The 14,285-nt window shown below is 67.9% G+C and carries 15 protein-coding genes; 7 read left to right on the top strand and 8 right to left on the bottom strand.

The window, feature by feature from the left end; translation table 11 throughout:
• The 6 genes from SSP08S_RS41420 to pknB form a co-directional block, all read left to right on the top strand.
• On the top strand, positions 1-333 hold a 333-nt coding region (locus SSP08S_RS41420; protein WP_019073542.1), incomplete at its 5' end, for an FHA domain-containing protein.
• Positions 334-343: 10 nt separating this feature from the next.
• On the top strand, positions 344-865 hold the full coding sequence (locus tag SSP08S_RS41425) for an FHA domain-containing protein FhaB/FipA (protein WP_019073543.1): 522 nt from the start codon (positions 344-346) through the stop codon (positions 863-865).
• 98 nt (positions 866-963) lie between these two features.
• Positions 964-2,520, top strand: coding sequence for a Stp1/IreP family PP2C-type Ser/Thr phosphatase (locus SSP08S_RS41430; protein ID WP_019073544.1), 1,557 nt, complete (start codon positions 964-966; stop codon positions 2,518-2,520).
• Positions 2,521-2,547: 27 nt separating this feature from the next.
• Entirely contained in the window at positions 2,548-3,990 is a 1,443-nt protein-coding gene (locus SSP08S_RS41435) for an FtsW/RodA/SpoVE family cell cycle protein (protein WP_019073545.1), read from the top strand.
• Positions 3,987-5,474 carry a peptidoglycan D,D-transpeptidase FtsI family protein gene (locus tag SSP08S_RS41440; protein ID WP_019073546.1) on the top strand — a complete coding sequence of 496 codons (1,488 nt, stop codon included), beginning with the start codon at positions 3,987-3,989 and terminating at the stop codon, positions 5,472-5,474. Before SSP08S_RS41435 ends, SSP08S_RS41440 begins: the two co-directional genes overlap by 4 nt.
• 170 nt (positions 5,475-5,644) lie before the next feature.
• Positions 5,645-7,633: a Stk1 family PASTA domain-containing Ser/Thr kinase gene (gene pknB / locus SSP08S_RS41445; protein WP_019073547.1), complete on the top strand. Its 1,989-nt coding sequence runs from the start codon at positions 5,645-5,647 to the stop codon at positions 7,631-7,633.
• Positions 7,634-7,706: 73 nt separating this feature from the next.
• On the opposite strand, the gene SSP08S_RS41450 is transcribed toward pknB, so the two are convergent.
• Genes SSP08S_RS41450 through SSP08S_RS41475 form a run of 6 tightly spaced genes read right to left on the bottom strand, consistent with a single transcriptional unit; the run spans position 7,707 to position 11,884 of the window.
• Positions 7,707-8,462, bottom strand: a complete 756-nt coding sequence (locus SSP08S_RS41450; RefSeq protein ID WP_019073548.1) for a class E sortase — start codon at positions 8,460-8,462, stop codon at positions 7,707-7,709.
• A gap of 6 nt (positions 8,463-8,468) precedes the next feature.
• Positions 8,469-9,554, bottom strand: a complete 1,086-nt coding sequence (locus tag SSP08S_RS41455) for a class E sortase (protein ID WP_019073549.1) — start codon at positions 9,552-9,554, stop codon at positions 8,469-8,471.
• Entirely contained in the window at positions 9,551-10,189 is a 639-nt protein-coding gene (locus tag SSP08S_RS41460; RefSeq protein WP_019073550.1) for an aminodeoxychorismate/anthranilate synthase component II, read from the bottom strand. The genes SSP08S_RS41455 and SSP08S_RS41460 overlap by 4 nt, the downstream gene beginning before the upstream one ends.
• Positions 10,186-10,383, bottom strand: coding sequence for a hypothetical protein (locus SSP08S_RS60060; RefSeq protein WP_174479444.1), 198 nt, complete (start codon positions 10,381-10,383; stop codon positions 10,186-10,188). The genes SSP08S_RS41460 and SSP08S_RS60060 overlap by 4 nt, the downstream gene beginning before the upstream one ends.
• A 16-nt stretch (positions 10,384-10,399) precedes the next feature.
• The gene (locus tag SSP08S_RS41470; RefSeq protein WP_019073552.1) at positions 10,400-11,083 is read right to left on the bottom strand and encodes a class E sortase; all 684 of its coding nucleotides are present in this window, start codon (positions 11,081-11,083) and stop codon (positions 10,400-10,402) included.
• Positions 11,084-11,104: 21 nt separating this feature from the next.
• Entirely contained in the window at positions 11,105-11,884 is a 780-nt protein-coding gene (locus tag SSP08S_RS41475; protein WP_169400775.1) for a DUF881 domain-containing protein, read from the bottom strand.
• Between the two features lie 142 nt (positions 11,885-12,026).
• Between SSP08S_RS41475 and crgA the strand changes: the two genes are divergently transcribed.
• Positions 12,027-12,281, top strand: a complete 255-nt coding sequence (crgA, locus tag SSP08S_RS41480) for a cell division protein CrgA (protein WP_019073554.1) — start codon at positions 12,027-12,029, stop codon at positions 12,279-12,281.
• 282 nt (positions 12,282-12,563) lie between these two features.
• Here crgA and SSP08S_RS41485 read toward each other — a convergent pair whose 3' ends face one another.
• Together SSP08S_RS41485 and SSP08S_RS41490 are read right to left on the bottom strand one after the other, a co-directional pair.
• Positions 12,564-13,475, bottom strand: a complete 912-nt coding sequence (locus SSP08S_RS41485; protein WP_019073555.1) for a rhomboid family intramembrane serine protease — start codon at positions 13,473-13,475, stop codon at positions 12,564-12,566.
• A gap of 97 nt (positions 13,476-13,572) precedes the next feature.
• Positions 13,573-14,100 carry a peptidylprolyl isomerase gene (locus SSP08S_RS41490; RefSeq protein ID WP_019073556.1) on the bottom strand — a complete coding sequence of 176 codons (528 nt, stop codon included), beginning with the start codon at positions 14,098-14,100 and terminating at the stop codon, positions 13,573-13,575.
• Positions 14,101-14,285 lie beyond the last annotated feature (185 nt).

Genomic DNA, 14,285 nt, shown 5'->3' on the forward strand with positions numbered 1-14,285 from the left:
GGCTCGGCGCCGTACCTCCAGCCCGCGCCCGCCGCCCCGGCGCCCGGCGTGCGGATGCGGTACTGGGTGGAGATCAACGGCGCCCGCCATCAGATCTCCCGCGCGACGTTGGTGATGGGCCGCAGCACCGAAGCCGACGTGCGGATCGACGACCCCGGCGTATCCCGCCGGCACTGTGAGATCCGGACCGGAACGCCCTCGACGATCCAGGATCTCGGGTCCACCAACGGCATCGTGGTGGACGGGCAGCACACCACCCGCGCTACGCTCCGCGACGGCTCGCGGATCGTCGTGGGCAGCACCACCATCATTTACCGGCAAGCCGAAGGGTGAAGCGGGGGCAATGTCAGAGCTGACCCTCACGGTCATGCGGCTGGGTTTCCTGGCCGTACTGTGGCTGTTCGTGATCGTGGCCGTGCAGGTCATCCGCAGCGACCTGTTCGGAACGCGTGTCACACAGCGCGGCTCGCGACGGGAAGCCGGACGACCTCAGCAGCAGGCCGCCCGGCAGGCGGCGCCTCCGCAGCAGCGCCAGCAGCAGTCGGGCGGGGGCGGCCGGCGGGGCCGTAACGCCCCCACCAAACTCGTCGTCAGCGAGGGAATCCTCACGGGTACGACCGTCGCGCTCCAGGGCCAGACCATCACCCTGGGCCGGGCGCACGATTCGACGATCGTGCTGGACGACGACTACGCATCCAGCCGGCATGCCAGGATCTACCCGGACCGCGACGGCCAGTGGATCGTCGAGGACCTCGGATCGACCAACGGCACGTACCTGGACCGGTCCCGGCTGACGACCCCCACACCGATTCCGCTGGGCGCGCCGATCCGCATCGGCAAGACCGTCATCGAGCTGCGGAAGTAGTGCCACGTCATGAATGAGCGCGAGCGGAGCGAGCACGCACCGGCGGACCGCCTGGCGGACCCCGGCGCGCTCCCGACCGGAGGGTGGGCACCGTGCGGATGTACCCGGAGCCGACGGGCGAGGTGCGCATGAGTCTGTCACTGCGCTTCGCCGCCGGATCGCACAAAGGCATGATCCGCGAGGGCAACGAGGACTCGGGCTACGCCGGTCCACGCCTCCTCGCGATCGCCGACGGCATGGGCGGCCAGGCCGCCGGTGAGGTCGCCTCCTCCGAGGTGATCTCCACCATCGTCTCGCTCGACGACGACGTGCCCGGCTCCGACATCCTCACCTCGCTCGGCACCGCCGTGCAGCGGGCCAACGACCAGCTGCGCATGATGGTTGAGGAGGACCCCCAGCTGGAGGGCATGGGGACCACCCTGACCGCCCTGCTGTGGACCGGGCAGCGGCTCGGCCTCGTCCATGTCGGGGACTCCCGCGCCTATCTGCTGCGCGACGGCGTGCTGACCCAGATCACGCAGGACCACACCTGGGTGCAGCGGCTCGTCGACGAGGGCCGGATCACCGAGGAAGAGGCCACCACCCACCCGCAGCGCGCGCTCCTGATGCGCGCGCTCGGCAGCGGCGACCACGTCGAGCCGGACCTGTCGATCCGTGAGGTCCGCGCCGGCGACCGGTACTTGATCTGCTCCGACGGGCTGTCCGGAGTCGTCTCCCACCAGACGATGGAGGACACCCTCGCCAGCTACCAGGGCCCCCAGGAGACCGTGCAGGAGCTGATCCAGCTCGCGCTGCGCGGCGGCGGCCCCGACAACATCACGGTGATCATCGCCGACGTCCTGGACCTCGACACCGGCGACACCCTCGCCGCCCAGCTGTCGGACACCCCGGTCATCGTCGGCGCGGTCGCCGAGAACCAGCTCCACCTGCACGACAACGGCATCATGCAGACCCCGGCGGGACGCGCCTCCGGGCTCGGCCGCCAGGTGCCCGGACAGGGCGGCGGGGGCGGCGAGTTCGGCCCGCCCGGCTCCGGCGACACCACCGGCTACGTCCCCTCGGGCAGCTTCGGGGACTACACCGACGACGACTTCGTGAAGCCCTCCAAGGGCCGCAAGTGGCTGAAGAGATCCTTCTACACCGTGCTGACGCTGGCCGTCATCGGCGGCGGTCTCTACGGCGGCTGGCGCTGGACGCAGACGCAGTACTTCGTCGGCGCCAACGGCGAGCACGTCGCGCTGTACCGGGGCATCAGCCAGGACCTCGCCTGGGTCTCGCTGTCGAAGGTGGAGAAGGACCACCCCGACATCGAACTCAAGTACCTGCCGCCCTACCAGCAGAAGCAGGTCAAGGCGACGATCGCCGAGGGCGGTCTCCAGGACGCCCAGAAGAAGATCGACGACCTGGCGGTGCAGGCCTCCGCGTGCAAGAAGCAGTCCGAGCGCGAGGCCGCCGCCGGTTCGAGCACCTCCACGACGGGCCAGGGCCAGGCCGGCGGCACCACGGGAACCACCAGCACCTCCCTCACGTCCAAGGCCACGCCGTCACCTTCGGCCTCGACGTCCCCGTCCCCGACCAAGTCTGCAACTCCCAGCCCCGGTCCCAGTCTTTCGGAGGAAGAGCAGCAGGTCGTCTCGCAGTGCAGCAAGCAATAGGCAAGCCGTGAGAGGCCCCGTCACACGATGAGCAGTTCTACCAATTCGCCGACGCACCACACGTCCACGATCGGCGCCATCGGCGCACCGAGCAGACGCAACACCGAGTTGGCGCTGCTGCTGTTCGCGGTCGTCATCCCGGTCTTCGCGTACGCCAACGTGGGCCTGGCCATCGATGGCAAGGTGCCGACCGGGCTGCTGAGTTACGGCCTGGGCCTGGGCCTCCTGGCCGGCGTCGCACACCTGGGCGTGCGCAAGTTCGCGCCGTACGCGGACCCGCTGCTGCTGCCGCTGGCCACTCTGCTCAACGGCCTCGGGCTCGTCGTCATCTGGCGGCTCGACCAGTCGAAGCTGCTCCAGTCCATCGGCCAGGCGGGCAACGCCGCGCCCCGGCAGCTGCTGTACACCGCGCTGGGCATCGCGTTCTTCGTGGTCGTGCTGATCTTCCTCAAGGACCACCGCGTCCTTCAGCGCTACACCTACATCTCGATGTTCGCCGCCCTGGTGCTGCTCCTGCTCCCGCTGGTGCCCGGCCTCGGCGCCAACATCTACGGCGCCAAGATCTGGATCAAGATCCCCGGCCTCGGTTCCCTCCAGCCCGGCGAGTTCGCGAAGATCGTCCTCGCGATCTTCTTCGCCGGCTACCTGATGGTGAAGCGCGACGCGCTCGCGCTGGCCAGCCGCCGCTTCATGGGCCTGTACCTGCCGCGAGGCCGCGACCTCGGCCCGATCCTGGTCGTCTGGTTCATCTCGATCCTGATCCTGGTCTTCGAGACCGACCTCGGCACCTCGCTGCTGTTCTTCGGAATGTTCATCATCATGCTGTACGTCGCCACCGAGCGAACCAGCTGGATCGTCTTCGGTCTGCTGATGTCGGCGGCCGGCGCGGTCGGTGTGGCCACCTTCGAACCGCACGTCCAGCAGCGTGTCCAGGCCTGGCTCGACCCGATGAAGGAGTACAAGCTCAGCCAGCAGGGCGTGGGCGGCCACTCCGAACAGTCGATGCAGGCCCTGTGGGCCTTCGGCTCCGGTGGCACCCTTGGCACCGGTCTCGGCCAGGGCCACTCCGACCTCATCCGGTTCGCCGCCAACTCCGACTTCATCCTCGCCACCTTCGGCGAGGAACTCGGCCTGGCCGGCATCATGGCGATCCTGCTGATCTACGGCCTGATCGTGGAACGCGGTGTGCGCACCGCGCTCGCCGCCCGCGACCCGTTCGGCAAGCTGCTCGCCGTCGGCCTGTCCGGCGCCTTCGCCCTCCAGGTCTTCGTGGTGGCCGGCGGTGTCATGGGCCTCATCCCGCTGACCGGTATGACCATGCCCTTCATGGCCTACGGCGGTTCCTCGGTGCTGGCCAACTGGGCCCTGATCGGCATCCTGATCCGCATCAGCGACACCGCCCGCCGGCCGGCCCCCGCGCCCGCCCCCAGTCCCGACGCCGAGATGACCCAGGTGGTCCGCCCGTCATGAACAAGCCCCTGCGCCGGATCGCGCTCTTCTGCGGTCTGCTGGTCCTCACTCTGCTGTTGCGCGACAACTGGCTCCAGTACGTCAAGGCCGACGGCCTCAAGGACGACCCGAAGAACCGCCGGGTCACCATCGCCCGCTACTCGACCCCGCGCGGCGACATCATCGTGGACGGCAACCCGATCACCGGCTCCACCGAGACCAGCACCTCCGGGCTGAACGACCTCAAGTACAAGCGCACCTACAAGAACGGCGCGATGTGGGCGCCGGTCACGGGATACGCCTCGCAGGCCTTCGGCGCCAACCAGCTGGAGTCCATCGAGGACGGCATCCTCTCCGGCACCGACGACCGGCTGTTCTTCCGCAACACCCTCGACATGATCACGGGCAAGGACAAGTCGGGCGGCGACGTCGTCACCACCCTCAACGAGGCCGCGCAGAAGGCCGCGTGGAACGGTCTGACGAAGCAGGGCGGCAAGGGCGCGGTCGTCGCCCTCGACCCGTCCACCGGCAAGATCCTGGCGCTGGCGTCCTACCCGTCGTACGACCCGTCGACGTTCGCCGGGAACTCCACGACCACGGACGCCAAGGCCTGGCAGAAGCTGCAGAAGAAGTACGACCCGAACGACCCGATGCTCAACCGGGCGCTGCGCGAGACCTACCCGCCGGGCTCCACCTTCAAGGTGGTCACCGCGGCCGCCGCGCTGGAGAACAATCTGTACTCGTCCGCCGACACGGCGACCGACTCGCCGCTGCCCTACATCATGAAGGGCACCACGACCGAGCTGAAGAACGAGGGCAACATCCCCTGCAAGAACGCGACCATGCGCGTCGCGCTGCAGTACTCCTGCAACACCGTCTTCGGCAAGATCGGCTCGGACCTCGGCAACGCCAAGATGCTGGCCGAGGCGAAGAAGTTCGGCTTCGACTCCGAGCAGTTCACGCCGGTCCGCTCCAGCGCCTCGGTCTTCTCCGACAACATGAACTCCTCGCAGACCGCGCTGTCCTCGATCGGCCAGTTCAACACCGCGGCGACCCCGCTGCAGATGGCCATGGTCGCCTCCGCGGTCGCCAACGACGGCAAGCTGATGAAGCCGTACATGGTCGACAAGCTCCAGTCGTCGAACGTCGACACCATCGCGCAGACCGAGCCGCAGGAGCTGAGCCAGCCGCTCTCGTCGAAGAACGCGCAGATCCTGCAGTCGATGATGGAGACGGTCGTCAAGGACGGCACCGGCAAGAAGGCGCAGATCGACGGCGTCACGGTCGGCGGCAAGACGGGTACCGCCCAGCACGGTGTCGCCAACAGCGAGAACCCGTACGCCTGGTTCCTGTCCTACGCCAAGCTCGCCGACGGCAGCTCGCCGGTGGCCGTGGCCGTGGTCATCGAGGACTCCAGCGCCAACCGTGACGACATCTCCGGCGGTGGTCTCGCGGCCCCCATCGCCAAGAGCGTGATGGAGGCGGTCATCAACAGCAAGAAGTGACCCCGCTCACGTCCCCTTCACATCGGTGCACGTTGCGATACCGGTCCTGTATCGGGTGACGGGCTTGGCCAGGTCACACAAAGCCAGCCGGGTACGGTAGGCCCGGACGGCTAGCCTCCGACCGCACACCCGTGCGGGTCGGGACCGACGGAGAGGGCTGGTAGGGAACTATGGAAGAGCCGCGTCGCCTCGGCGGCCGGTACGAGCTGGGCCAGGTGCTCGGCCGTGGTGGCATGGCGGAGGTCTACCTCGCCCATGACACACGCCTCGGCCGCACGGTGGCGGTGAAGACGCTGCGCGTCGACCTTGCGCGCGACCCTTCCTTCCAGGCCCGGTTCCGCCGGGAGGCCCAGTCGGCCGCCTCGCTCAACCATCCCGCGATCGTCGCGGTCTACGACACGGGCGAGGACTACGTCGACGGGGTCTCGATCCCGTACATCGTCATGGAGTACGTCGACGGTTCCACTCTCCGTGAGCTCCTCCACAGTGGCCGCAAGCTGCTGCCGGAGCGCTCCATGGAGATGACCATCGGCATCCTCCAGGCCCTGGAGTACTCGCACCGCAACGGCATCGTGCACCGCGACATCAAGCCGGCCAACGTCATGCTGACGCGCACCGGCCAGGTCAAGGTGATGGACTTCGGCATCGCCCGCGCGATGGGCGACTCCGGCATGACGATGACGCAGACGTCCGCGGTCATCGGCACCGCCCAGTACCTCTCCCCGGAGCAGGCCAAGGGCGAGCAGGTCGACGCCCGCTCGGACCTCTACTCGACGGGCTGTCTCCTCTACGAACTGCTGACCGTACGGCCGCCGTTCGTGGGCGACTCCCCGGTCGCGGTCGCGTACCAGCACGTGCGCGAGGAGCCGCAGCCGCCGTCCGTCTTCGACCCCGAGATCACGCCCGAGATGGACGCGATCGTACTGCGGGCCCTGGTCAAGGACCCCAACTACCGCTACCAGTCCGCCGACGAGATGCGCATGGACATCGAGGCCTGCCTCGACGGCCAGCCGGTCGCGGCGACGGCGGCGATGGGTTCGGTCGGCTACGGCGGCTACGGCGACGACCAGGCCACCACGGCCCTGCGCGCCGACGCCGGCGCCACCACGATGCTGCCCCCGATGAACCCGGACGACGGCGGCTTCGGCTACGACGACCGCCCCGACCGGCGCCGCCAGCAGAAGAAGAAGACGAACACCTCGACGATCCTGCTGGTCGTGGCGGCCGTCCTGGTGCTGGTGGGCGCGATCCTGATCGGGAAGTGGGCGTTCAGCGGGAACACGGACAAGCCGTTCGCGGCCCCGAACTTCGTCGGCCAGACCTACGACGCGGCAAAGACCATGGCCGTCAACTCGGGCCTGAAGCTGGCCGAGCCCACCCGCAAGGCCTGCGAGAACGCGCCCAAGGGCAGCGTCTGCTCGCAGGACCCGAAGGCCGGCGTCGACGTCAACAAGGGCGACACCGTCAACCTGGTCGTCTCGACCGGCGCCCCGAAGGTGGTCGTACCGAGCGTCCTCGGCCAGAACGTCGACGACGCCACCACGACCCTCGAGGGCGACAAGTACCAGTTCAAGGTGGAGACGAAGCAGCAGGTGTCCGCCGAGGACCCGGGCACCGTCCTGGAGCAGAACCCGAAGCTCGGCGCGGAGGTGGAGAAGGGCACCACCATCACCCTCACCGTCGCCAAGGCCCAGGCGAAGTCCACGGTCCCGGACGTCAGCGGCAAGAGCTGTGACGACGCCAAGGCGCAGATGACGCAGAACAACCTCGTCGGCAACTGCACCGAGGTCGACACCAGCGACCCGAACCTGGTCGGCAAGGTCGTCTCGACCGATCCCCAGATCGGCACCCAGGTCGACAAGAACTCCACGGTCAACATCCAGATCGGCAAGTCGTCGCAGGTCCAGGTGCCGAACGTGGTCGGCCAGACGGTGAAGAACGCCAAGCAGCAGCTTCAGCAGCAGGGCTTCACCAACATCCAGTTCGCCGACGGCAGCGACCAGGGAGACAACGCGATCGTGACCCAGATCGACCCGGGCGCGGGCAACACGGTCGACCCGAGCAACACGACGATCACCCTCACCACCCTGAGTGTCGGAAACGGCAACAACAACGGGGGGAACAACAACGGGGGCATCTTCGGCGGGGTGAACGGATAGCGCGGTACCTCGAAGCACACGCGAGAGCCCCGGCACCCTGAGGAGGGTGCCGGGGCTCTCGCGTTGCCGGGTCCTAGCGCAGTTCCTTCGGCGGGGTCCGAGCGCTGTCCACCTTGTCGACGCGGACCAGCTCGCCCCACACCACGTAGCGGTACCGGGAGGTGTACACCGGCGTGCAGGTCGTCAGCGTGATGTAGTGGCCGGCCTTCTTCTTGCCGGACTCCACGGGGATCTGGGCGAGGGTCTTCACGTTGTACTTCGAGGTCTCGGGAAGGATGTCGTAGACCTTGTAGACGTACCACTTGTCCTTCGTCTCGAAGACGATCGGGTCGCCCTTCCTGAGCTTGTCGATGTTGTGGAACTTGGCGCCGTGGCCGTCGCGGTGGGCGGCGAGCGTGAAGTTGCCGGTCTTGCCGGTGGTGGGCAGGACGGCCTTGACGGGGTCGGTGTAGTAGCCGGCGACGCCGTCGTTCAGGACGTCCGTGCCGGTGCCCTTCTCGACCAGGACCTCGCCGTTCTTCATGGCGGGCACGTGCAGGAAGCCGATGCCGTCCTTGGTGTCGAGCGCGCCCGGACCGGTGTCCTTGTCCTTGGACCAGTTGTTGCGGACCTTGTCGGCCTGCTTGTCGGCCGTGCGGTCGGCGACGACGTTCGTCCACCACAGGGAGTAGACGACGAACAGGCCGAGGATCAGGCCCGCCGTGATGAGGAGTTCACCGAAGAGGCTGACCGCGGTCGCGATCGGGCCGGTGCCGCGGGGGCGCTCCGGCGGCGACGCGGGCGTGTCGGTCTGCTCTGCGGTGTCGTCGGTGGTCGCTGCCACGTTCATCTGCCCCTACTCGATGAGCGCATCCGGCTTGCCCTTGCTGCGCGGCCGTTCCTCGACCATCTTGCCCCAGACGATCAACCGGTACTTGCTGGTGAACTCCGGCGTACAGGTCGTCAGCGTGATGTACCGGCCGGGCGTGGTGAAACCCGAGCCCTTCGGGATGGGGTCGATGACGCTGGTGTTGCTCGGCGACGTCACGGGCAGCGTCTTCGTCATCTTGTAGACGTAGTACGTGGTCTGGGTCTCTACGACGACCTCGTCGCCGGGCTTGAGCTGGTTGATGTACCGGAACGGTTCGCCATGGGTGTTCCGGTGCGCGGCGAGCGCGAAGTTGCCGGTCTTGGCGTCCGGCATCGCAGTCTTGAGGGAGCCCTCGCTGTAGTGCCCGACCATGCCCTTGTCGAGCACGTTCTTGTTGCTGACGCCCTGGGCGATCGGCGCGACCACGTCCAGCTTGGGGATGTGCAGGATGGCGAAGCCCTGCCCCGGCTCGAACTCCCCGGGCGCGCGCTTGCCGCTCGCCCAGTCGTTCTGGAGCTGGCTCGCCTCGCTGCCGGCCTGCGCGTGCGCCCGTACGTTCGTCCACCACAGCTGGTAGGTGACGAACAGCAGCATCAGCACGCCGGTGGTGATGAACACCTCACCGATCGCGCGGCTCGCGACGACCGCGGGACCCGGCTTGTTCGCCCGCTGCCGCCGCCGCGCCTCGACCCTGGAGACGGGCGCACTGGATCCGCCGACGGCACCGGATTCGAGCCCCTCGGCGGTCTCCTCCGCCGACCCGACGGCCCCATGACGCCCGTGACGGCCCTTGGCGGCCTTTCTGCGGGCCGCACGGCCACCCGTGGGGGTTCCTGTGGCGGAAGAGGCGGATGAGGCGTCAGAAGCCGGTATGGACCGGCCGTGGCCTCTCCGTACCGGCGGCGGCTCCGGTATCCGCAGCGCCATGGTCTCTTCGTCGATCGGACCGTACGGCACCCCGGACGCGCCCTGGGCCGACGCGTCGTACCACTCCTCGAACCCGCCCGGCTCCCCGTACGGCTGCTCCCCGTACGAGGCCTCGGACTCGCGCTCGGGGCGCAGCGCGGTCACGCCGTGGCCCTACCCACCACCGGGGCGAGCCCCGCCGACCTCGCCACGGCACCCTGGTCGCCGCACTCCACCAGCCAGTTGGCCAGCATCCGGTGGCCGTGCTCGGTGAGCACCGACTCCGGGTGGAACTGGACGCCCTCGACGGGCAGTTCGCGGTGGCGCAGGCCCATGATGATGCCGTCGTGCGTCCGGGCGGTGACTTCCAGCTCGGCCGGGACCGTGCCCGGCTCGGCCGCCAGGGAGTGGTAGCGGGTCGCGGTGAAGGGCGAGGGCAGTCCGGCGAAGACGCCCCTGCCCTCGTGCTCGACGAGCGAGGTCTTGCCGTGCAGCAGTTCGGGGGCGCGGTCCACGACGCCGCCATAGGCCACCTGCATCGACTGCATGCCGAGGCAGACGCCGAAGACGGGCACCCCGGTCGAGGCGCAGTGCCGCACCATCTCGATGCAGACGCCGGCCTCCTCGGGGGTGCCAGGGCCCGGCGAGAGAAGGACGCCGTCGAAGCCGTCCTGGGCGTGCGCCGTCGACACCTCGTCGTTGCGCAGCACCTCGCACTCGGCGCCCAGCTGGTACAGGTACTGGACCAGGTTGAAGACGAAGCTGTCGTAGTTGTCGACGACGAGAATCCGTGCACTCACTGGTTGTCCACCGTCACATCGTTGAAGGGCAGCAGCGGTTCGGCCCACGGGAAGACGTACTGGAAGAGGATGTAGACCACGGCCAGGGCCAGGACGAGCGAAATCAGCGCCTTGACCCACGCGTTGCCCGGCAGATGCCGCCAGATCCAGCCGTACATGCCGTCCCTTCCGTCGCACCACGGCACCAGACTCACGCCGTACGCCACCAGACTAACGGCGCAGCGCGGCTGGTTTCCCGGCCTCCACAGGCTGTGTGGAGTCCAGGTGTGCCCAGACGATCAGCCGGTGGCTGTGCCCCCACTCCGGATCGCACGTGGTCAGCGTGAGATAGCGGCCCGAGGCCGTGTACCCGGACTTACGTGGCACAGGATCGATCACCTCAATGTCAGTGGGAACGGTTTTGTAAGGCCCTTTGTCGATCCGATACGTGAACCAGGTCGTCCCGTCCGTCAGCACCACCGCGTCACCCCTGCGGAGCTCGGGAAAGTCCACGAAGGGGTTGCCGTAGGTCCGCCGGTGGCCGGCCACCGCGAAGTTCCCGACCTGCCCGAGTCGGGCGGTCCCCGCGTAGTGCCCCAGCCCCTTCTTCAGGGTGTCCACGGACGTGTCCTCGAGGACCGGCTTGTTCCACGTGAAACCAAGCCGCGGGATGTACATGATCGCGAAGGGCTTGCCGTCCTTGTACGCGGCCGGTTTCGCCGGGGCGGTGGGTGTGGGGGCCGCCTTCGGGCGGGCGGTCTGCCGCGACCACTGGTTCTGCAGCTGGTGGATCTGGTCGCTCATCGTGTGGTCGGCCTTCACACCGGTCCAGAAGAGGACGTAGACCACGAAGAGGACGATCAGGGTGCCCACGGTGATGCAGAGTTCGCTGACGCTCCTGACGATCACGCGCACCGGCAGCTCCCGTACGGACGCCTACTCCACTGGCTTCGCGTAGTGCAGATCCACTGTGCCCGAGTACCCGGGAAGAGTCACCGTCCCGTCGTCGGTCACTTTCCAGCCGAGCCCGTAGACGTTGACGTACACCATGTAGTTCTGGATCGCCTTGGACGCCGCCAGCGCCTGCTGCAGCTTCTCCGGGTCACCCACGGCCGTGATCTTGTACGGCGGTGAGTAGACCCGGCCCTGGAGGATCAGGGTGTTGCCCACACAGCGCACGGCACTGGTCGCGATCAGCCGCTGGTCCATGACCTTGATGCCCTGGGCGCCGCCCTGCCACAGGGCGTTCACCACGGCCTGCAGGTCCTGCTGGTGGATGACCAGGTAGTCGGGCTGCGGCTCGGGATAGCCGGGGAGCTTGGCGGTGGCGTTGGGCGGGGCGTCGTTGAGGGTGACGGTGACGGCCTTGCCCTTGAGCTGCTGCGCGCCCGCGCTCTGCTCCAGCTTCGTCAGCTTCTCGTTGTCGGCGCCCGTGCCGGTGTCGTCCTCCTTGCGGAGCGAATCGACCTCGTCGCGCAGGACTCCGTTGGCGTCGTTGAGCCGGCCGTTCTTCTCGCTGCGGTTCTGGATGAGGTCGGACAGCTTGAGCAGGGAGGCGTCCGTGCGGATGTTGGTGCCCTTGGCGGTGTTGAAACTGGTGAAGAAAATGAGCCCCGCGAGGGCGAAGACGGCCACCGTGAGAATCCGCACGGGACGGAAACGGCGGATACCGGCAGGACTGGTACCCGTCCCGGGGGAGTCGGCAGAATTGCTCAACGTACCCTTATCTCCTTCGGCGCCGCGGAAGCACTACGCTAACGGACGCCCGGGGGAGCACTCAGTGTCCCCTTGTACGCTGCCCCGGAGCCCGCCCCAGTTCCCTGCGCGGCCACGCAGCGCATCGACAGGAGAGACCCTCGTGCCGAAGTCACGTATCCGCAAGAAGGCCGACTACACGCCGCCGCCGGCGAAGACGGCGACCGCCATCAAGTTGAACAGCCGTGCCTGGGTCGCTCCGGTCATGCTGGCCATGTTCGTCATCGGACTGGCCTGGATCGTCGTCTTCTACGTCACCGACGGCTCCATGCCCATCGACAGCCTGGACAACTGGAACATCGTGGTGGGCTTCGGCTTCATCGCCGCCGGGTTCGGTGTCTCGACCCAGTGGAAGTAGCGGCGGAAGCCGCGGCCGCCACCCGGTGAACGCAGCTCTGCCCACGGCTTTCCACTGAGTTATCCACAGGCCAGAGAAGTATCCACAGCGGGCCTGGGGAAAAAGAACGACGATCTGTGGATAACCCACTGAGTGTTGACGCCGGTGTGACTGACACACCGGCAACCGCAAGCCTGTTCGCCCCCTGCCTGACCTGCAGAAACACGGGTCGGTGACAGGGGGCACAGCTGTTCTCCACGGTATGCACAAGATCCGCCACGCACTGTGGACAACGGTTTGGTATCAGCTGAGCTGAGCCGTCCTGATCAGCGTCAACACCACGACGATCACGAGTACGACGGCACAGGTGCCGTACTGGATCAGGGCCCGCCGCTCGCGCGGGGCGTGGACCATGGCGTAGCCGGTGATCACACCGGCGACGAGGCCGCCGATGTGGGCCTGCCAGGCGATGTTGGCCCAGCCGAAGGTGAAGATGAGGTTGATCACCAGCAGGGCGATCACCGGCCGCATGTCGTACCGGAGCCTGCGCATCAGCACCGCGGTCGCACCGAAGAGCCCGAAGATGGCGCCGGAGGCACCGAGCGAGGGCTGGTTCGGGGCGGCGATCAGATAGGTGAGCGCGCTGCCCGCGAGACCCGAGACGAAGTAGAGCGCGAGATAGCGAGCGCGGCCGAGGGCCGCCTCCAGGGGACCGCCGATCCACCACAGGCTCATCATGTTGAAGAGGATGTGGATCACGCTGCCGTGCAGGAACATCGCGGTCAGCAGCCGGTACGGCTGGCCCTCGGCGATGCCCTCGACGGAGCCGAACTGCGGGACGTACGCCTGGCCGAGGAGTTCGAGGCGCTCGGTGAAGCTGTCGCCCAGCACCTGCTGGAGCAGATAGAAGGCGACGCAGAGACCGATCAGGATCTTGGTGGCGAGCCGCGGATCCGCCGCCACCGTGCCGCCGGCGATCGTGCGGGGCTGCGCGGCCGTCGGGGCGTGCCCCGTGCCGGAGCCGTCGCGCACGCACTCCGGGCACTGGAAGCCGACCGAGGCGCTGACCATGCACTCGGGGCAGATCGGGCGCTCGCAGCGGGTGCAGCGGATGCCGGTCTCGCGGTCCGGGTGGCGATAGCAGCCCGGCAGGCTCTGGGCGTCCGGGGGCCGCTGTTCCTCCGGGCCCTGCGGGCTGCCTGGCGCCTGGTCCATGGGGTCCCCTCAATCCTTCGTACGCAATGCACCGCCCCGCCCATCCTTACGGATGAACGGGGCGTTTGGTTCCCGCCGGTAAGAGCCGATGTCGGCCCTAGCGGTTCTCGACGACGACCGACTCGATGACGACGTCCTCGAGCGGGCGGTCGGTGCGCGGGTTGGTCTTCGTGGCCGCGATGGTGTCGACGACCTTCTGGCTCGCCGCGTCGGTGACCTCGCCGAAGATGGTGTGCTTGCGGGTCAGCCAGGCCGTCGGGGAGACGGTGACGAAGAACTGCGAGCCGTTGGTGCCCGGACCGGCGTTGGCCATGGCGAGCAGATAGGGCTTGTCGAAGCGGAGGTCCGGGTGGAACTCGTCCTCGAACTGGTAGCCCGGGCCGCCGGTGCCGTTGCCCAGCGGGTCCCCGCCCTGGATCATGAAGCCGCTGATCACCCGGTGGAAGACCGTGCCGTCGTAGAGCTTGTCCTTGGACTTCTCGCCCGTCTCCGGGTTGGTCCACTCACGCTCACCCGTGGCGAGCTCGACGAAGTTCCGGACCGTCTTGGGCGCGTGGTTCGGCAGCAGCCGGATTTCGATGTCGCCAAGGTTGGTCTTCAGGGTGGCGTAAAGCTGCTCGGCCACGATCTGCCTTCCGTTGTCTTTCTGTGACCCCCAGATCCTCGCACGCCGGCCGCGACGAGTCGCCCGATGGCCGCGCGCGGGGACCTTTCCACCCGATCCGCTTGCAGAAAACCGGCCGAGTGACTCCGGGACAGGGGCAGGCGGCGGGGATCCGTGGCATTGTCGACGACAAGCCCCCGTTCCCC

This window comes from Streptomyces hokutonensis (genome assembly GCF_000376565.1).
In the GTDB taxonomy this organism is placed as follows: Bacteria; Actinomycetota; Actinomycetes; order Streptomycetales; family Streptomycetaceae; genus Streptomyces; species Streptomyces hokutonensis.